General features: G+C 55.3%; 15 protein-coding genes. 10 read left to right on the forward strand and 5 right to left on the reverse strand.

What is annotated here, in order from left to right; all coding sequences use genetic code 11:
* Positions 1–166 precede the first annotated feature (166 nt).
* The gene (locus ETC05_RS15600) at positions 167–721 is read left to right on the forward strand and encodes a GNAT family N-acetyltransferase (RefSeq protein WP_171661385.1); all 555 of its coding nucleotides are present in this window, start codon (positions 167–169) and stop codon (positions 719–721) included.
* A gap of 65 nt (positions 722–786) precedes the next feature.
* On the opposite strand, the gene ETC05_RS15605 is transcribed toward ETC05_RS15600, so the two are convergent.
* Together ETC05_RS15605 and ETC05_RS15610 are read right to left on the reverse strand one after the other, a co-directional pair.
* Entirely contained in the window at positions 787–1413 is a 627-nt protein-coding gene (locus ETC05_RS15605; RefSeq protein ID WP_171661386.1) for a LysE family translocator, read from the reverse strand.
* A gap of 140 nt (positions 1414–1553) precedes the next feature.
* Positions 1554–2504: a cation diffusion facilitator family transporter gene (locus ETC05_RS15610; protein WP_031407501.1), complete on the reverse strand. Its 951-nt coding sequence runs from the start codon at positions 2502–2504 to the stop codon at positions 1554–1556.
* A 217-nt stretch (positions 2505–2721) separates the two neighbouring features.
* Here ETC05_RS15610 and glgB point away from each other — a divergent pair, with 217 nt between their 5' ends.
* The 5 genes from glgB to ETC05_RS15635 are packed head-to-tail and all read left to right on the forward strand — an operon-like array spanning position 2722 to position 10644.
* Entirely contained in the window at positions 2722–4722 is a 2001-nt protein-coding gene (gene glgB / locus ETC05_RS15615) for a 1,4-alpha-glucan branching enzyme (protein ID WP_033842325.1), read from the forward strand.
* Complete coding sequence (locus ETC05_RS15620; RefSeq protein ID WP_031407504.1) at positions 4604–5773, forward strand: glucose-1-phosphate adenylyltransferase; 1170 nt, start codon at positions 4604–4606, stop codon at positions 5771–5773. Before glgB ends, ETC05_RS15620 begins: the two co-directional genes overlap by 119 nt.
* A complete protein-coding gene (locus ETC05_RS15625) occupies positions 5770–6804 on the forward strand; it encodes a GlgC family sugar phosphate nucleotidyltransferase (RefSeq protein ID WP_031407507.1) in 1035 nt (344 codons plus the stop codon). The genes ETC05_RS15620 and ETC05_RS15625 overlap by 4 nt, the downstream gene beginning before the upstream one ends.
* Positions 6801–8258, forward strand: a complete 1458-nt coding sequence (gene glgA, locus ETC05_RS15630; RefSeq protein ID WP_031407509.1) for a glycogen synthase GlgA — start codon at positions 6801–6803, stop codon at positions 8256–8258. Before ETC05_RS15625 ends, glgA begins: the two co-directional genes overlap by 4 nt.
* The gene (locus ETC05_RS15635) at positions 8245–10644 is read left to right on the forward strand and encodes a glycogen/starch/alpha-glucan phosphorylase (protein WP_171661387.1); all 2400 of its coding nucleotides are present in this window, start codon (positions 8245–8247) and stop codon (positions 10642–10644) included. The genes glgA and ETC05_RS15635 overlap by 14 nt, the downstream gene beginning before the upstream one ends.
* 198 nt (positions 10645–10842) lie before the next feature.
* On the opposite strand, the gene ETC05_RS15640 is transcribed toward ETC05_RS15635, so the two are convergent.
* The 3 genes from ETC05_RS15640 to ETC05_RS15650 all read right to left on the reverse strand — a co-directional run bounded on the left by ETC05_RS15640 (position 10843) and on the right by ETC05_RS15650 (position 13987).
* On the reverse strand, positions 10843–11637 hold the full coding sequence (locus ETC05_RS15640) for a TIGR00266 family protein (RefSeq protein WP_171661388.1): 795 nt from the start codon (positions 11635–11637) through the stop codon (positions 10843–10845).
* A 345-nt stretch (positions 11638–11982) separates the two neighbouring features.
* Positions 11983–12792 (reverse strand): yteA family sporulation protein, encoded by an 810-nt coding sequence (locus ETC05_RS15645; protein ID WP_171661389.1) that lies wholly within the window; start codon positions 12790–12792, stop codon positions 11983–11985.
* A 265-nt stretch (positions 12793–13057) separates the two neighbouring features.
* Positions 13058–13987: a 1,4-dihydroxy-2-naphthoate polyprenyltransferase gene (locus tag ETC05_RS15650; RefSeq protein ID WP_031407517.1), complete on the reverse strand. Its 930-nt coding sequence runs from the start codon at positions 13985–13987 to the stop codon at positions 13058–13060.
* Between the two features lie 168 nt (positions 13988–14155).
* Here ETC05_RS15650 and ETC05_RS15655 point away from each other — a divergent pair, with 168 nt between their 5' ends.
* Genes ETC05_RS15655 through menB form a run of 4 tightly spaced genes read left to right on the forward strand, consistent with a single transcriptional unit; the run spans position 14156 to position 18901 of the window.
* Positions 14156–15532, forward strand: coding sequence for an isochorismate synthase (locus ETC05_RS15655; RefSeq protein WP_171661390.1), 1377 nt, complete (start codon positions 14156–14158; stop codon positions 15530–15532).
* Positions 15525–17273, forward strand: a complete 1749-nt coding sequence (gene menD, locus ETC05_RS15660) for a 2-succinyl-5-enolpyruvyl-6-hydroxy-3-cyclohexene-1-carboxylic-acid synthase (RefSeq protein WP_031407520.1) — start codon at positions 15525–15527, stop codon at positions 17271–17273. Before ETC05_RS15655 ends, menD begins: the two co-directional genes overlap by 8 nt.
* Positions 17270–18082, forward strand: a complete 813-nt coding sequence (gene menH, locus ETC05_RS15665; protein ID WP_171661391.1) for a 2-succinyl-6-hydroxy-2,4-cyclohexadiene-1-carboxylate synthase — start codon at positions 17270–17272, stop codon at positions 18080–18082. Before menD ends, menH begins: the two co-directional genes overlap by 4 nt.
* The gene (gene menB, locus ETC05_RS15670) at positions 18083–18901 is read left to right on the forward strand and encodes a 1,4-dihydroxy-2-naphthoyl-CoA synthase (RefSeq protein ID WP_031407524.1); all 819 of its coding nucleotides are present in this window, start codon (positions 18083–18085) and stop codon (positions 18899–18901) included.
* Positions 18902–18964 lie beyond the last annotated feature (63 nt).

The raw sequence follows: 18964 nt of genomic DNA on the forward strand, positions 1-18964 counted from the left end.
GAGTGTCTTATGCTCTAGCGGCGAAGTGGACACGCCTCAAAGAATAAGGATTGCTTGAAGCAGTCAAACTTCTTTGGAAGCCTCCACTTCAAATTTTCGCTAGAAAATTAAGTGGGGGTAGTTCACTCACAAGTGAGCAACCAGAACAATGCAAGGAGGGATCGTTATGGGAACCATCCAACCAAGACGGGTGGTGATAGCGAGCGGCCGACCGATGGTTGTAAGGACGGCGCGTCCTGAGGATGCCGAGCGGGTCGTTGCGTTTGTGAAGGCGGTGGCGGCGGAAGCGTCGTATTTGCTGACGACGGCATCGGAAGTAACAATCACGAGCGAGCAGCAAAAACAATGGTTGCAACAAATGATGGATGATCCCGGAAAGCTGGCGATTGTCGCCGAGCAGGAAGGGGATATCATCGGGTTTTTGGATTTTCATAACGGTAATAAGCAACGGACGAAGCACCAAGGGGCTTTTGGTATGAGCGTGAAAAACAGCTTTCGGGGCCAAGGGGTCGGCAAGGCGCTGCTTGCGACGCTTCTTGAGTGGGCAACGGAACATCCGTTTATTGAAAAAGTGTGTCTCGAAGTCGCCGCCGACAATACGAATGCCATTCGATTGTACCAAATGTTTGGATTTGTTGAAGAAGGGGTGAAGAAAAACGCGGCGAAAATCGATGACAAGACGTATTGGGATTTGCTTTTGATGGCCCGCTTTGTCAACTAGGTGTGCAGCTGCTAAAAAATCTTAAGCAGGCTGAAAAAACAGCCCGCTCGTTTCGTTTTCGGCCGCTACGGCCGCTCGCTGAAGGCGATTTGGATGCCGATGGCGGCGAAAAGGGCGCCTTTGAGCCAGTGGATCCGCCGAGCGATTTGTTCGTTCGACAGCAGCCAGTGGCGGAGTTTTTCCGCGCCGATGCTCACCAAGGTGAACACGGCGAGCGCCTGAATGAGGAAGACGGCGCCAAGAAGCAACATCTGTTGCGGCACGCGGCCCGCTGATGGATCAACGAACTGCGGCAGGAGCGCCAAAAAGAAGAGCGACACTTTCGGATTGAGCACGTTCATCAAAATGCCTTTTTTGTACAACGATCTCAAGGCGAGCTGCTCTTGACGCCCGAGTGCCAGGCCAGCGTCTTTTTCGTGGAACGCCTGCCATGCCAAGTACAGCAAATACCCGGCGCCTGCGTATTTGACGACGGCAAAGGCCAAGGCCGACTGATAAATGATGGCTGAGACGCCAAGCGTGGCGGCACTGATATGGACAAGCAGGCCGGTGCACAGCCCGAGGGAGGTGGCGATGCCCGCCTGTTTGCCCTGGGACAGGCTTTGGGCGATGACGAACAAAATGTCCGGGCCTGGGGCTAACGTAAGCAAAACAGCGACGCCGAAAAACGAGAAGATCGTTCCGATTTCCATAAGCCTTCCCTTCCTTTGGCAGCTGATGTCTGTATCTTGATGTTCGCCGTGGATCGTCTTGATTCCTTTTGGCTTGAAAGGGAAAATGGACAAGCAAACGAAAAAGCCGCCCATGCCATTCCAAGCAGAGGCGGCATTTTCTATTCATGGGAAGCTTTTTTCTCCAAAAACGCCCGGCCATAGTGGCCGTGGTCATGCAGCATGGCGTGTTCGACTTGGATGGTCGCATGTTCGATTCCGTATTTTTCCTTCAACATTTCATTCACCGCCAAGATGACGCAAAGCGGTTGGATGTGTTCGTTGACAAACACATGAGCTGACAGCGAGTAATGGTCGGTCGAGATGGCCCATAAATGCATATCATGCACGTCTTCCACCCCTTCGATCGTTCGAATGTCAGCGCGGATTTGTTCGAGGTCAAACCCATCGGGCACGGCTTCCATTAAGATGAGATACGATTCACGCATAATTTTCGCCCCGCCTGTGAAAATGATGGCGGCGATCACCAAGCTGATGATCGGGTCGAATACTGTCCAACCGGTCCAATAAATGAGAAGCGCGGAAACGATGACACCGATCGAGCTGATCAAGTCACCGATGAAATGCCAAAGGGCGCTCTGAACGTTCAAGTTGTCTTCCGCTTTCGTGCTTCGGCTTAAGACGATCGTCAGCGTCGCGTTGACGACGAGGCCAATCGCGGCGATCCCGAGCATGAGGCGAAAGTGGATCGGTTCCGGATGGAGAAAACGCTGAATGCCTTCCCATAAGATCCACAGCGCAATGACGGCCAATGTCAGCCCGTTCAAAAACGACGTGATAATTTCAAATCGCAAAAAGCCGAACGTAAACCGGCGGTTTGGCGGGCGCGTCGCCATATAGAGAGCGACCATGCTTAAGCCGAGCGCCAGCACATCGGATGCCATATGGGCGGAATCGGACAACAGCGCGAGCGAGTTCGAAAGGATGCCGCCGGTGATCTCAACGGCGGTGAAAAACACGGTCAATAAAAGCGTCACCCAGAGCGCTTTTTTCGATTCATTTTGCGTTTTGACGTGCGGGAGATGGTGAAAATCGTACAGTGTTGGAGCCATAATGCACCTCCATTTTTTATAATAATTATTAATTTATATATATTATAATATAAATGCCCGGCTGTGTGCAAAGGAAAATTCGACAACCCAAAACAGCGGTTGTTGGAATTTGTCTAAAAATATAGACGAATCATTCAAGGAATGAAGCGTTCTGTTGGCGAATAGGAATCAATGTCGTGTATGGCCATCATCTTGTTTCGGAAAGGATGCGATCGGTTTGATTGCGGCGAATCCGACAGATTTAGAAATGTATTTGTTTCATGAAGGCAGCTTGTATAAATGCTATGAGCTGTTTGGCGCCCATATCATCCATCAAGGGGAGACAGTCGGCACCCGGTTTTGCGTGTGGGCGCCGCATGCGCTTGATGTGCGTCTCGTTGGCAGTTTCAATGATTGGAATGGGGCCAATTTCCGCTTGACAAAAGTGAACAACGAAGGGGTATGGACGATCGTTGTTCCAGAAAACTTGGAAGGCCATCTCTATAAATATGAGATCATCACACCGGATGGCCGTGTACTGTTGAAAGCAGACCCGTACGCCTTTTACTCCGAAGTGCGCCCTCATACTGCCTCGATTGTCTATAATCTGAAAGGGTACGAGTGGAATGACTCATCTTGGCAGCGGAAGAAGCGGCGGAAGCGGATTTATGACCAACCGATGGTCATTTATGAACTTCATTTCGGTTCGTGGAAAAAGAAACCGGACGGCCGCTTTTATACGTACCGCGAGATGGCCGACGAACTCATTCCGTACGTGCTTGAGCGCGGGTTTACGCACATTGAGCTGCTTCCGCTTGTCGAGCATCCGCTCGATCGTTCGTGGGGATATCAAGGGACCGGCTATTATGCGGTGACGAGCCGCTATGGCACACCGCACGATTTCATGTATTTCGTCGATCGCTGCCATCAAGCGGGGCTTGGGGTCATCCTCGATTGGGTGCCAGGGCATTTTTGCAAGGATGCCCACGGGCTGTACATGTTTGACGGCGCGCCGACGTATGAATACGCGAATGAAAAAGACCGAGAAAATGACGTCTGGGGGACGGCGAATTTTGACCTAGGCAAGCCGGAAGTACGCAGTTTTCTGATCTCTAATGCATTGTTTTGGCTGGAGTATTACCATGTGGACGGGTTTCGCGTCGATGCGGTCGCCAATATGCTTTATTGGCCAAACAATGACCGGCTGTATGAAAATCCGTATGCGGTCGAATTTTTGCGCAAGTTGAATGAAGCGGTGTTCGCCTATGATCCGAACGTCTTGATGATCGCCGAAGATTCGACCGACTGGCCGAAGGTGACGGCGCCGACGTACGACGGCGGGCTTGGGTTTAATTACAAATGGAACATGGGCTGGATGAACGATATGCTCAAGTATATGGAAACGCCGCCGCATGAGCGGAAATACGTCCACAATCAAGTCAGTTTTTCCCTCCTTTATGCGTATTCAGAAAATTTCATTTTGCCATTTTCCCATGATGAGGTCGTGCATGGAAAAAAATCACTGCTCAATAAAATGCCTGGGTCATACGAAGAGAAGTTCGCCCAGCTGCGCCTATTGTACGGCTACATGATGGCCCATCCTGGAAAAAAGCTGTTGTTTATGGGCAATGAGTTCGCCCAGTTTGATGAATGGAAGTTTGAGGGAGAGCTTGACTGGGTGCTGTTTGATTTCGACTTGCACCGGAAAATGGACGAATATGTGAAGCAGCTGATCGCCTGCTATAAACGGTATAAGCCGTTTTACGAGCTCGATCATGATCCGCACGGGTTTGAATGGATTGACGTTCATAATGCCGAACAAAGCATTTTCTCATTCATCCGCCGGGGGAAAAAAGAAGGGGATGTGCTCGTTATTGTTTGCAATTTCACAAACCAGGCGTATGACGATTACAAAGTCGGCGTGCCGCTTTTGGCGCCGTACCGCGAAGTGCTCAACAGCGACGCGCCAGAGTTCGGCGGTTCGGGGCATGTCAACGGGAAGCGGCTTCCCGCTTTCCGTGAGCCGTTTCATGGAAAACCGTACCATGTGCGCATGACGATTCCACCGTTTGGCATTTCCATTTTGCGGCCAGTGCAACAACGAGGGGAGAGAAAGCAGAATGAAGAAGAAGTGCATCGCCATGTTATTGGCCGGCGGGCAAGGAAGCCGGCTTCGCTCGCTGACGAAAAACATCGCGAAACCAGCCGTACCGTTTGGGGGGAAGTACCGGATCATTGATTTTACCTTGAGCAATTGCACGAACTCAGGCATTGACACAGTCGGGGTGTTGACCCAATATCAGCCGCTTCTTTTGCACTCGTACATCGGCATCGGAAGTGCATGGGATTTGGATCGGCGAAACGGCGGGGTCACTGTCCTTCCGCCCTATTCCGTCTCTTCCGGTGTCAAATGGTACGAAGGCACGGCGAACGCCATTTATCAAAACATCAATTATATCGAACAGTACGACCCGGATTACGTTCTCGTGCTGTCTGGCGATCATATTTACAAGATGGATTATCAGCAGATGCTCGACTACCATATTGCCAAACAGGCCGATGCAACGATTTCCGTCATTGAGGTGCCGTGGGAAGAGGCGAGCCGATTCGGCATTATGAACACAAATGAAAACATGGAAATTGTCGAATTTGCCGAAAAACCGGCCCACCCGAAAAGCAATTTGGCGTCGATGGGCATTTACATGTTCAACTGGCCGCTGTTGAAAGAATATTTGCAAATCGACAACGCCGATCCGCATTCGTCGCATGATTTCGGCAAAGACATCATTCCGCGGCTGCTCCGGGAGAACAAGCGGCTCGTGGCGTATCCGTTCAAAGGCTATTGGAAAGATGTCGGAACGGTGAAAAGCTTGTGGGAAGCCAACATGGATTTGCTCGATGAACACAATGAGCTCGACTTGTTTGACCGCTCGTGGCGCATTTATTCGGTCAATCCGAATCAGCCGCCGCAATACATCGCTCCCGAGGCGGAAGTGAGGGATTCCCTCATCAATGAAGGATGCGTTGTGGAGGGAACAGTGGAGCGCTCGGTGCTGTTTCAAGGTGTGCGCATTGAGAAGGGGGCGGTTGTGAAAGAGTCCGTGATTATGCCAGGGGCAACGGTTGGTGAAGGAGCGTATGTCGAGCGAGCGATCGTTACTCCGGAGATCCTCATCCCGCCGCATTCGACTGTAAGCTTGGACGATGCTGATGATGACGTCGTGCTCGTAACGACCGAGTGGCTCAAGCAACGGAATAAGGACACCGCAAGGAAGGATGGAGCACAATGAACAACAACATGATGTTAGGCGTCATTGACGCGACGACGTATATGGAGGCGATGGCGCCGCTTGTCGAGAGACGTTCCATCGCAGCAGTGCCGTTCGCCGGGCGGTATCGGCTCATTGACTTCGTGCTTTCGAGCATGGTCAATTCCGGCATTGAAAGTGTGGCGATTTTTCCCAAATACCAATATCGGTCGTTGATGGACCACTTAGGATCAGGGAAGAATTGGGATTTAAACCGAAAACGGGACGGACTGTTTTTCTTCCCATCGCCGGATTTGTTGTTTTCCGGCGAGCGCCGGGTCGGGGCGTTTGCCCATTTTGAGCAGCATATCGACTATTTTTTGCGAAGCCGGCAAAAGTATGCGGTTATTGCGAACGGCTATACGGTGTGCAACATCGACTTTGACGCCGTTCTCGAGCGCCATATCGAACGCGGCTGCGATGTGACGCAAATTTGCCATCGCGGCGAGCCATTGGAGATGTATGTGCTTGAGACGTCTCTTCTGCTTGATTTGATCGCCGGCTACAAAGACCGCGGTTATCGAAGCATCGTCGATGTCATCGACGACGATCGTCATTCGCTGTCCATTTGCGACTATGAATACAACGGGTATGCGGCCGCCATCGATTCGCTCGCCCGCTATTTCCGCGCGAGCATGGAGCTGCTTGACCGCCGCGTTTGGGAGCAGCTGTTTCTTCCATCGCGGCCGGTTTATACGAAAGTAAAAGACGAGCCGCCGACGAAATACGGCCGGGAAGGGAATGTGAAGCGCTCGATGATCGCCAACGGCTGCGTCATTGAAGGAACGGTGGAAAACAGCATCCTGTTTCGTTCCGTGAAAATCGGCAAAGGAGCTGTTGTGAAGAACAGCATCATTATGCAAAAATGCCAAATCGGCGATGGTTGTGTGCTGGATGGCGTCATCGTCGATAAAGATGCGAAAATCGAACCGGGGGTTGTTTTACAAGGGACGGCGGAACGGCCGTTTGTCGTCCGGAAAGGAACGGTGCAAGGGGAGGTCTTGAATCGATGAACGTGCTGTTTGCCGTTTCTGAATGCGCCCCGTTTGCCAAGTCGGGGGGGCTGGCCGACGTCGCCGGCGCCTTGCCAAAAGCGCTGCGCCGGCTTGGCGTCGATGTTCGCGTGATGTTGCCGAAATATGAAACGATCGCCCCCGAATGGAAACAGAAGATGAACAAGGTGGCGGAGTTCATCGTGCCGGTCGGGTGGCGCCGCCAGTATTGCGGGGTGGACAGACTGGAGCACGACGGGGTTGTCTATTATTTTATCGATAATGAATACTATTTCAAACGGCCGCAGCTGTACGGCCATGGTGACGACGGCGAGCGGTTCGCCTATTTTTGCCGGGCGGTGCTGGACGCGCTGCCGGCGATTTCGTTTCAGCCCGACATCATTCATTGCCATGACTGGCACACGGGCATGATTCCGTTTTTCTTGCGCGAGCAATACCGGCATGATCCGTTTTATGCGGAGATCCGCACCGTGTTTACGATTCACAACTTGCAGTTTCAGGGGCTGTTTCCGCGCGGGATTTTAGAAGATTTGTTGAATTTGGATGGACGGTATTTCACCGTCGATCATCTGGAATTTTACGGAAGCGTCAGCTTTATGAAAGGGGCGCTTGTCGCCTCTGATTTGATTACAACGGTCAGCCCGACGTACAAGGAGGAGATTCAAACCGCCTATTACGGCGAGCGGCTTGACGGGCTGTTGCGGGCGCGGCGGGATGATTTGCTTGGCATTGTAAACGGCATTGACGACGAGTTTTACAACCCGGAAACCGATCCGTTTTTGGCGGCGACTTATAGTGTACATACGCGGGAGAAAAAAAAATGGAACAAGCGCGCTTTGCAGCGGCGGTTCGGTCTGCCAGAGCGGGACGATGTGCCCGTTGTCGCGATGGTGACGCGAATGACGGCGCAAAAGGGACTCGATTTAGTCACGTGCGTGTTCCACGACCTCATGCAGGAAGAGATGCAGCTCATTGTGCTCGGCACGGGGGATTGGCGGTTTGAACAGTTTTTCTCGCAGATGGCGGCGGCCTATCCCGACAAGGTCGGGGTGTACATCGGCTTTCACGAACCGCTCGCCCATCAAATTTACGCCGGCGCGGACTTGTTTTTAATGCCCTCGCTGTTTGAACCGTGCGGGCTGAGCCAAATGATCGCGCTTCGGTACGGGACGATTCCGATCGTTCGGGAAACGGGCGGGTTAAACGATACGGTGCAATCGTACAATGAATTCACAGGAGAAGGGAACGGATTCAGCTTTACGAACTTTAACGCCCATGATATGTTGTACACGATCCGCCGGGCGCTGTCGTTCTACCGTCAGCCGTCGGTCTGGGAGCGCCTCATGGAGCGGGCGATGCGCGGCGATTACAGCTGGCGCCGGTCGGCGAGAGAGTATCAAAAAGCGTACGAGCAGCTGGTCGAAAAGGGGGGAGACGCGCTTGTTCGCGGATAAAGAAACGTTTCAACGGACGTTTGTAGCGCGGGTGGAGGCGCTGTGCGGCAAGCCATTTGCAGAGTCGACGGCGCGCGATCATTATCACGTTCTCGGCCAGATGGTGCGCGAACATATCAGCCGCCATTGGATCGCGACGAACGAGCGCTACCGGGCAGAGCGGCGGAAGCAAGTGTACTATTTGTCGATCGAGTTTTTGCTCGGCCGTTTGCTCGGAAGCAACTTGTTAAACCTCGGCGTCCGCCCGATGGTCGAAGAGGCGCTTCGCGAGCTCGGCATCCGCCTTGAGGACATTGAGGAATGTGAAGCGGACGCCGGTCTTGGCAACGGCGGGCTGGGGCGGCTCGCCGCCTGTTTTCTCGATTCGCTCGCGACATTGAATTTGCCGGGCCACGGCTACGGCATCCGCTATAAACACGGACTGTTTGACCAAAAAATCGTCGACGGCTATCAAGTCGAGCTGCCGGAGCAATGGCTGCGAAACGGGAACGTTTGGGAAATCCGTAAAGAAGAGCTGGCGGTCGAGGTTCGTTTCTGGGGAAGGGTTGAGGTGTCGGAACAAAACGGCCGCCTCACCTTCCGCCATGTCGACAGTGAAAACGTGATGGCTGTGCCGTACGATATGCCGGTCATCGGTTTCGAGACGAACACGGTCAACACGCTCCGGCTTTGGAGCGCCGAGCCGGCGAAAACGTTCCCGCTTCATAAAGATGTGATGCAATACAAACGGGAGACGGAAGCCATTTCGGAGTTTTTGTATCCTGATGATGCGCACGATGAAGGGAAATTGTTGCGGTTAAAGCAACAGTATTTTCTCGTCGCCGCCAGCCTCGGCAGCATCACTCGCGCGCATCGCCGCCAGCACGGGAGCCTGCACCGCCTTCATGAATATGTCGCCATTCATATCAACGACACGCACCCGGCGCTCGCGATTCCGGAATTGATGCGCATTTTGCTCGATGAGGAAGGGATGAGCTGGGAAGAGGCTTGGCACATTACGACCCATACGATCGCGTACACGAATCATACGACGCTGGCGGAAGCGCTGGAGAAATGGCCGATTCGTCTGTTTCAGCCGCTGTTGCCGCGCATTTACATGATCGTCGAGGAAATCAACGAACGGTTTTGCCGCGAGCTGTGGGAGCGTTATCCCGGTGATTGGGGAAGGATCGAGCAAATGGCCATCATTGCCCACGGGATGGTGAAAATGGCGCACTTGGCCGTCGTGGCGAGCCATAGCGTCAATGGGGTGGCGAAACTGCATACGGAGATTTTAAAACAACGGGAAATGCGCTTGTTTTACGAGTGGGCGCCGCACAAGTTCAACAACAAAACGAACGGCGTGACCCACCGGCGCTGGCTGTTGAAAGCCAATCCCGAGCTGTCGGCGCTGATTACGGAAACGATCGGCCCCCGCTGGATCCGCGAACCGGAAGCGTTGATTGAGCTGAAACCTTATGCTTCCGATCCGGCGTTTCAGCAGGCGCTGGCTGCGGTCAAGCGGCAGCGGAAGATGAAGTTGGCCAAGCGCATTTCCGAAAAAACGGGCGTTCTTGTCGACGAATCGTCGATATTTGATGTCCAAGTGAAACGGATGCACGCTTATAAACGGCAGTTGTTAAACGTGTTGCACATTATGCATTTATACAATCGTCTGAAAGAGGACCCGCATGTTTCGATCCACCCGCGCACGTTCATTTTCGGAGCGAAAGCGTCGCCGGGCTATTACTACGCCAAGCGGATCATCAAGCTCATCCATTCAGTGGCGGATCAGGTGAACAACGATAAACGGACAAATGAGCAACTGAAGGTCATTTTCTTGGAAAACTACCGCGTATCGCTCGCGGAAGAGATTTTCCCTGCCGCCGATGTGAGCGAGCAAATCTCAACCGCCAGCAAAGAAGCATCGGGGACGGGCAATATGAAGTTTATGATGAACGGTGCCATTACGCTCGGCACGCTCGATGGAGCGAACATCGAGATCGCGGAAGCTGTCGGAGAGGAAAACATGTTTTTGTTCGGGCTGACGGCCGAGGAAGTGCTCCACTACTATGAGCAGGGCGGCTACCGGGCGCATGAGTATTACCATCACGACAAACGCATCAAGCAAGTCGTCGACCAGCTTGTCAACGGCTTTTTCCCTGGCGTCGGCGACTACTTTGAGCCGATTTACGACTCGCTGTTGGCGCAAAATGACGAATATTTTGTGCTGCGCGATTTTGCCTCCTATGCCGAGGCGCAAGAGCGGGTGGAAGAGGCTTACCGCGATCCGGCGCGCTGGTGGCGGATGAGCGCCATCAACATCGCCCACTCCGGCTACTTTGCCAGCGATCGGACGATTGCCGAGTACGCTGTGGATATTTGGGGCCTTTCGCCATCGATGTAAGGCAGAAGCGAAACACAGGAGCGGTGGGCATACCAGATTAGAGGGCTGATGTATGGCTGTTGCCAGCCCTTCGTGGAGAGGGCATGAAAGGAAACGGGGTGTCCGGCTTAACCGGAACACCCCGTTTCGTTTTAGGTGCCAACTAGAAATGGTTATGAATGAATCGTCAGGCATCCCGTCAGAACGCTTCGTTTCGTTTTAGTCGTCGCCGTCGAGCCAGTCGCCGATGCCGCCGAGGAGGCTGCCTTCGCCAACCGCTCGTCCGCCAGCGCTTGGGGCGGCAGCGAGGACGCGGTCAGCGAGCCGGCTGAACGGAAGCGACTGCACCCACACTGCCCCCGGGCCGGTGACGGTGGCCAAAAACAGCCCTTCGCCGCCGAAAAAGGCGGTTTTGATGTTGCCGACGTATTGAATATCGTAGTCAATGTCTTTCGTCATGGCCACAAGGCAGCCGGTGTCAATGCGAAGCGTTTCCCCCGGCTGCAGCTCGCGGCGGTGGATCGTCCCGCCGGCGTGCAAAAAGGCGAGTCCGTCGCCTTCCAACTTTTGCATAATAAACCCCTCACCGCCGAAAAAGCCGGCGCCGAGCTTGCGTTGAAACTCAATGCCGACCGACACGCCTTTGGCCGCGCATAAAAACGAATCTTTTTGGCAAATGAGCTTCCCGCCCAGTTCGCTCAAATCAACCGGAATGATTTTTCCCGGATACGGAGCGGCAAACGCGACGCGGCGCTTGCTGCTGCCTTGGTTCGTAAACACGGTCATGAACAAACTTTCCCCGGTGAGCAGCCGTTTGCCGGCGCCGACGAGGCGGCCGAGCAGCCCTTTTCCGCCCGAGGAGCCGTCGCCAAAGACCGTTTCCATTACGATGCCGTCTTCCATCATCATCATGCCGCCCGCTTCCGCAATGACGCTTTCGCGCGGGTCGAGCTCGATCTCGACAAACTGCATGTCATCGCCGTACAGCTGGTAATCAATTTCGTGTGCGTTCATCGTTTCGCCTCCATCAACGTTTTCGTCACATTCCGCTATGTATTACGGAATCCGCGCCTTTGCTGTTTCAAAAAGCATGGGAAAACATATGTTCATGGTTTTGCAAGCGGCACGGGAATCCGCATCCTTGCTGTTTTAAACACGCTTTCGTTAGCTCAAAAACCGTCACGCTCTCTTTGCCTGTTTTCCGACAAGCCATTGAAACATGCGGCATCCTTGTTGCAACCCCGCCATTGAAAAATATGCTTTTCTTGCTTTGCCCCGTTTTTGGAGAGCGCATGTTTCCTGTTTTGGCGGAAGAGCACGTCCCTGTTTCCAAAAAAGGCCATCGCACGGATGGCCTTTTCATGGGTTGGGTTCCCCGAACCTTTGTTGGGTCGGCCGTTCATCATAGCGGCGGTAGCTCTCATTGACCGTATACGGATCTTTTTCATACGCCGGCAAATCGCCGATGTTCGACATGATGCCTTCGTCATCCAATATGTTTTCCAGCAGCTCATGCTCCCGTGTCGGGTACACTTTGACGTTTTTGCCATGCAAATCGACAGCCGCGAAATTTTCCAAGTCTTCGACATAGCCGACGTTCTCTTCCGACTCGGCGTACACTTCGCTGTAGAAATCGACGTTTTTGCCAAGATCCGAAGGAGTGTCAGATGTGCCGTAGCGGGCGACTTCCTGCCATGCATCTTCCGCGTCATAAGCGACCGATTCTTCGCGGTCATCGAAATCGAATTTGGCAAACGGCGGCATGAGCACGCCCTCTTCAAGCGGCCGCTTTTGCGACACCGTTTGATCCGGGCTGTGGTCTCGGCAGTAGAGCGTTGTCGGCAGCGCCTCGAGACGCTCGTATGGAATCGGCCGGCCGCATACGCGGCATGTTCCGTACGTGCCGTCGGCGATGGCGCCAAGCGCCCGTTCAATCTCGCGAACTTCGCGTTCGGCATGTTCCTGCAAGGCGAGATCCTTTTCCCGCTCATACAGCTCCGTCGCCTCATCGGCCGGATGGTTGTCATAGCTCGCCAGCTCGCCGACCGCATCGTGGGCGTGGCTGCGGATCATGCCGAAATGGTCGTTTTGTTTCAGCCGCTCTTCCGTCTCTTGTTTCATGTCGAGCAACCTTGAGCGGAGGGCGTCAAGTTGTTCGTTCGTCAGCATCGGTTGCCATCCCTTCCTTCGCCATAGCGTCTTGTCGTATCGGCCGCCTCGGGCCGTTTCCCCCTTTTCCATCGCGTCTATAAGGCTGGTGATGGAATGAAAAATGGCCCAAAGCCAACTCTTCACGAGTGTGGGGGCTTTGTACGATCAGCTCTTCATTCCCGGCAAACCCCGTCAATTTGGCTAAAATCATCGTTTTTCTAAAGCCTTCTATATGATGTAGTATGGGCGAAAAACAAAAAAAAACACGGTCGTGTTGACCGTGTCAAAGCCAATAGGCGATAAGCAAGCCGGCGGCGAGCAAAAAGCCGAACTGCGTATTCGTTTGCGCCGTCGCTTTCATGGCCGGCATCATCTCGATCGGCTTGATTTTGCCGATAAATCCGCGCGTCGCCGCAACCGCTTTCGGGATGCTCAACAGCGCAAGCAGCGCCCAGGGCGGAACGATATGAAACGCAACGAGTGCGGCCGTCCAAAGGAAGGCAAGAGCGAACATGATGGCAAGCAGGCGGATGGCCCAATCGCGGCCGATCAAAATGGCGAGCGTCTTTCGCCCTTTTTCACGGTCGCCGTCCAAGTCGCGGATATTGTTCGCCAGCAAAATCGCGCCGACCAAAATCGCGACCGGAATGGCGGTGAGCACCGCTCCGTCGCTGATATAGCCTGTTTGAATGAAAAACGAAATCAAAATGATGACAAAGCCCATAAAAAACCCAGCTGCCAGTTCGCCAAACGGCGTATAGGCGATCGGAATCGGACCGCCGGTGTAAAAATAGCCGGCCGCCATGCAAATCGTTCCGACAGCGGCGAGCCACCAGCTGCTTTCGGCGCAAATATAGACGCCGATCAGCACGGCCGCCCCAAGGCAGCCGAACGCCAGAGCGAGCACTGTTTTCGGCTTGAGACCGTCGCGGACGATGGCGCCGCCGATGCCGACCGATTCCGCGGAATCGAGGCCGCGCTTGTAGTCATAGTATTCGTTGAACATGTTCGTCGCGGCTTGAATCAATAACGAGGCAATCATCATTGCGGCAAACAATAGCCCATCGATCGATGTTTCCCGAAGCGCCAGCACCGTGCCGACGCATACAGGCACAAACGCCGCCGTCAACGTGTGCGGCCGCGTCAGCCGCCAGAAAACGCGCCAGTCGCGGTGTGCCGGCGGGCGATGGTCCATATGTGTCAATGGTTGCATATTCATTCCCCTTATACTTCGTGAAAATGTCATCCGTTTACGTTCAAAATAAGTGTAGGAAAACGTTGAAAGCATGTCAACCCTTCCCGATAGATAAATGATTTCCTATTATATTATAATGGGAAGTGAAGATGGAGGGGGAATTTTGCAAAAGAAAGCGTGAGGAATGTGGCGATTGGATTTCGACAACACTTGCGGCAACAATTGCATAAAGCGGCGGCCGATGCGGCGCGGCCGTTTGTCAGCTGGACGGAACCGTGGGAGGGCCTCGACCCGCTTTCTTTTTTTCTGCTCGGTCCGTCATGCGGGTTTCGCGAACGGTTTTTTTGGTCGGACCGAAGCGGGAGCACGATCTTCGCCGGCCTCGGCGTTGCGTATGCGATCGAAACGGAGAAGATGGACGACCGGTTTGACGACATGGAGGCAGGACGCCGCCGATGGGAGGGCATGACGGAACCATGCGGAGCCGCAGATGGGCCGCCCATCTTGTTCGGCGGGTTTTCATTTGATCCGCACCGCCCGCGCGCTGAATGGTGGCGCGGTTTTCCGGCCGGAAAGCTTGTGGCGCCGGCTGCGCTCTTGGCCGTAAGAAACGGGCGAACGACGTTGACCGTCACCGTGCCGACCGATCAAAAAGGAAGGGATTGGGAACGGATCGGGCGGCTGCTGGATCGGCTTGACGGCTCGATGTCCGTTTCGAAGCGCCTCCCGCCTCTCATGGCGAATGAGGAGGAAGAGAAAGAACGATGGCTGGCAGCGGTCCGAGAAGCGATCGCCGCGATTCGGGCGCGGGAATTGGATAAAGTGGTGCTCGCCCGCGCCCGGCGTCTGACGTTTGCCGAGGCGGTGGATGCAGCGGCTGTGCTTGGGCGACTTCGCGAACAGCAGCCGTTTTCTTACCTTTTTGCCTTTGAGCAAGACGGCCGTTGTTTTCTCGGCGCCTCGCCGGAGCAGCTTGTGCAAAAGGAAGGGGAGACGTGCCGGTCGGTCTGCCTCGCCGGATCAGTGCGGCGCGGGGGCGGCCTTGAGGAAGATGAGCGTCTTGGCGCCTGGCTGCAGCAAGATCGGAAAAACCGCGAGGAGCATCAATTTGTCGTGCAAATGATTGGCCGCTTGTTTGCTTCCGTTTGTGATACGGTTGAGATGCCGCCTGCACCGCAGCTGCTCAAGCTGCCGCACATCCAGCATTTATGCACCCCGGTCATCGGCCATGGCTGTCGGGAGCGCTCCGTGCTCCGCTTAGTGGAACTGATGCATCCGACCCCTGCGCTCGGCGGAACGCCGCGCGATCGAGCGCTGGAGGCGATCCGCGCCCTTGAGCCGCTTGACCGCGGATGGTATGCGGCGCCGATCGGCTGGGTGGATGGCGAAGGCAATGGGGAGTGGGCGGTTGCCATTCGATCGGCCTTGCTCGTCGGGAAGGAAGCCGTGCTGTTTGCCGGTTGCGGCATTGTCGCCGATTCCCACCCCGACAGCGAATATGAAGAGACGAACGTCAAAATGATCCCGATGTTATCGGCGTTGGGAGTGATGAACGATGGCTGATGCCTTGTCTGTTTATGTAGCGGCATTGGTGGACGGGTTGGCGCAGGCCGGGGTGGCGGAGGCGGTCATCAGCCCCGGTTCGCGCTCGACGCCGCTCGCGATGGCGATGGCGGCCCACCCTGGCCTTCGCCTATATATGAACATCGATGAGCGCTCCGCCGCGTTTTTCGCTCTCGGCTTGGCGAAAGCGAAGCAGCGGCCGGTTGCGCTCGTATGCACGTCCGGAACGGCGGCGGCCAACTATGGGCCGGCGGTTGTCGAGGCATACTATTCGCGCGTGCCGCTCGTGGTGCTGACGGCCGACCGGCCGCATGAACTGCGCGATGTCGGAGCGCCGCAGGCGATTGATCAGTTGCACTTATACGGACGCTACGCCAAGTGGTTTGTGGACTTGGCGCTGCCGGAAGAGACGGATGACATGCTGCGCTATGTGCGGACGATGGCGGCAAGAGCCGTCCAAACGGCCGCCGGTTCGCCATGCGGGCCTGTGCATGTGAACGCGCCGTTTCGCGAGCCGCTTGTCCCGCATATCGATGAGGCGGTGTGGGAGCGGGTGCGGACAGCGTCAGGAACGCCGCAAGTATGGCGCGGCCTCCCGACGTTGCCGCCCGAAGAAGCGGCGGCGCTCGCTAGGCAGCTATCGGCGGCGGAACGCGGGCTGATCGTCTGCGGACCACTCGATCGCCCTGGATTTGCCGAGGCGGTCACCGAGCTGGCGCGAGCGCTTGATTTTCCGATTTTGGCCGATCCGCTTTCCCAGCTGCGTGCTGGATGGCATGACAAAACGTACATCATTGACAGCTATGACGCCATATTGCGAGAGGAAACGGCCGCTGCCAAGCTCGTTCCGGACGTCGTCCTTCGCTTTGGCGCGATGCCTGTGTCGAAACCGCTCTTTTTATGGCTCAAGCGCCATCGCGCGATTCGCCAAATTGTGGTCGACGATGGCGGCTGGCGTGATCCGACGTTGTCCGCAGACAGTTTTGTCCAGAGTGATGAACGGCTGCTTTGCCTCCAGCTTCTCGAATGGGTGAAGCCGAGGGAAAACAAAAGCGCGTGGTCGGCGATATGGCGCGAGATGAACGCGGCCACCCGCGCGGCGCTTGAGCGCCATCTGCCGGAAGAGGAATGGTTTGAAGGGAAAGTGTTCACAGAGCTTGCCGATTTGCTTCCGGCCGGAGCGGCGCTGTTTGTCGGCAACAGCATGCCGATTCGCGATGCGGATACGTTCCTCTTTGCAACGGACAAGCCGCTTCGCATTCTCGCCAACCGCGGCGCCAACGGCATTGACGGAGTCGTCTCGAGCGCCTTGGGCGCCAGCGTTGCCGCGCCTCCGCTTGTATTGGTGATCGGTGATTTGTCATTTTACCACGATTTGAATGGCTTGTTGGCGGCGAAAATGCATTCGTTGTCGGCCACCATTGTGTTGTTGAACAACAATGGCGGCGGCATTTTCTCGTTTTTGCCGCAGGCGCGCCATAAAGGGCCGTTTGAAACGCTGTTTGGCACGCCGACCGATTTATCGTTCGCCCACGCTGTCGAGATGTACGGCGGCCGCCATACGGTGCCGCACCATTGGACGGAGTTCCGCCGCCATGTATCGGAATCATTGTCATCAGGCGGGCTTCATGTGATTGAGGTGCGCACGTCGCGCGCGGAAAATGTCCGAATGCATCGATTGTTGTGGAGCGAGGTTGCCCGGGAAATCGCAAAATATCTCGAATCAAGAGGAATGGCATGACCATGATGGCGAATGGGGTTCGTTACCATGTGGAACAATACGGTGAAGGAGAACCGCTTCTATTGCTTCATGGGTTTACGGGCAGCGCGGACACGTGGCGGCTGTTCGTGCCGTTTTGGCCGAACTTCCGCCTGATCGCCGTCGATTTATTGGGCCACGCACGGACTGAGGCGCCAAAGGACATCCGGCGGTACCGGATCGAACGTGCAGCCTCCGACTTGGCAACATTGCTTGACCAACTTGGCATCGAGGAAGCGAACGTGCTCGGCTATTCGATGGGCGGCCGGCTTGCGTTGGCGTTCGCCGTTTGGCATCCGCACCGCGTCCGCCGTTTGGTGCTGGAAAGCAGTTCGCCCGGCTTGAAAACGGAAGCGGAGCGGCGCGCACGGCGGGAAGCGGATGAAGCGTTGGCGCGCCGGATTGAACAGGATGGCATCCGTGCGTTTGTCGATTATTGGGAGCGGCTGCCGCTTTTCGCCACGCAACGGATGCTTCCGGAGCCGGTGCGGGCGGCGATTCGCCGCGAGCGGCTCCGCCATACGGCAACGGGGCTGGCCAACAGTTTGCGCGGGATGGGGACCGGCGTGCAGCCGTCGTTTTGGGAGCGGCTTGGTGAACTGGCCATGCCTGTGTTCCTTGTTTGCGGGGAGCGCGATGAGAAGTTTTGCCGCATCGCGGCCCACATGCATGAGCGGCTGCCCAACAGCGAACTTGTGTGCGTCAAAGGAACCGGGCATGCAATTCACGTGGAACGGCCCGGCATTTTTGCTAAAATAGTAAGTGAATTCATGACAAAGGGGGAAGTGTAAATGCCGTTTGAATGGGTAAAGCAGTACGACTATGAGGACATTATTTACGAAACGTACAACGGCATCGCCAAAATTACGATCAACCGTCCGGAGGTACATAACGCATTTCGGCCGAAAACGGTGAATGAGATGATCGATGCGTTTACGAAAGCGCGCGACGATGCGAACATCGGCGTCATCATTTTGACCGGCGCCGGCGGCAAGGCGTTTTGCTCGGGCGGGGACCAAAAAGTGCGCGGCCATGGCGGATACGTCGGCGAGGATGAAATTCCGCGCCTCAATGTGCTTGATTTGCAGCGGCTCATCCGCGTCATTCCGAAACCGGTCATCGCGATGGTCGCCGGATATGCGATCGGCGGCGGGCATGTGCTCCATGTCGTCTGCGATTTGACGATCGCCGCGGACAACGCCATCTTCGGCCAAACCGGACCGAAAGTCGGCAGCTTTGACGGCGGCTATGGCGCCGGCTATTTGGCCCGCATCGTCGGCCATAAAAAGGCGCGGGAAATTTGGTATTTGTGCCGCCAGTATACGGCGCAAGAAGCTCTCGAGATGGGGCTTGTCAACAAAGTCGTGCCGCTTGAGCAGCTTGAGGAAGAAACAGTGAAATGGGCGCAAGAAATTTTGGAAAAAAGCCCGACGGCCATTCGCTTCTTAAAAGCGGCATTCAACGCCGACTCCGACGGTTTGGCCGGCATCCAGCAGCTCGCCGGAGACGCGACGCTTCTCTTCTACACGACCGAAGAGGCGAAGGAAGGCATGCGGGCGTTCAAAGAAAAACGGAAGCCGGACTTCAGCCAATTTCCGCGCTTTCCGTGATGAGAACGAAAAAGCAGCTTGATGGCGCGTCAAGCTGCTTTTTCCGTGAAAATGCCGAACTGA

Source organism: Geobacillus sp. BMUD (genome assembly GCF_013096845.1).
Lineage (GTDB): Bacteria > Bacillota > Bacilli > Bacillales > Anoxybacillaceae > Geobacillus > Geobacillus vulcani.

Bases quoted from the DNA above. Each gene is read 5' to 3' on its own strand.
- ETC05_RS15645 (WP_171661389.1), bottom strand. From the start codon at position 12,792: ATGCTGACGAACGAACAACTTGACGCCCTCCGCTCAAGGTTGCTCGAC.
- ETC05_RS15600 (WP_171661385.1), top strand. From the start codon at position 167: ATGGGAACCATCCAACCAAGACGGGTGGTGATAGCGAGCGGCCGACCG.
- ETC05_RS15640 (WP_171661388.1), bottom strand. From the start codon at position 11,637: ATGAACGCACACGAAATTGATTACCAGCTGTACGGCGATGACATGCAG.
- glgA (WP_031407509.1), top strand. From the start codon at position 6,801: ATGAACGTGCTGTTTGCCGTTTCTGAATGCGCCCCGTTTGCCAAGTCG.
- menD (WP_031407520.1), top strand. From the start codon at position 15,525: ATGGCTGATGCCTTGTCTGTTTATGTAGCGGCATTGGTGGACGGGTTG.
- ETC05_RS15620 (WP_031407504.1), top strand. From the start codon at position 4,604: ATGAAGAAGAAGTGCATCGCCATGTTATTGGCCGGCGGGCAAGGAAGC.
- menB (WP_031407524.1), top strand. From the start codon at position 18,083: ATGCCGTTTGAATGGGTAAAGCAGTACGACTATGAGGACATTATTTAC.
- menH (WP_171661391.1), top strand. From the start codon at position 17,270: ATGACCATGATGGCGAATGGGGTTCGTTACCATGTGGAACAATACGGT.
- ETC05_RS15625 (WP_031407507.1), top strand. From the start codon at position 5,770: ATGAACAACAACATGATGTTAGGCGTCATTGACGCGACGACGTATATG.
- ETC05_RS15605 (WP_171661386.1), bottom strand. From the start codon at position 1,413: ATGGAAATCGGAACGATCTTCTCGTTTTTCGGCGTCGCTGTTTTGCTT.
- ETC05_RS15650 (WP_031407517.1), bottom strand. From the start codon at position 13,987: ATGCAACCATTGACACATATGGACCATCGCCCGCCGGCACACCGCGAC.
- ETC05_RS15610 (WP_031407501.1), bottom strand. From the start codon at position 2,504: ATGGCTCCAACACTGTACGATTTTCACCATCTCCCGCACGTCAAAACG.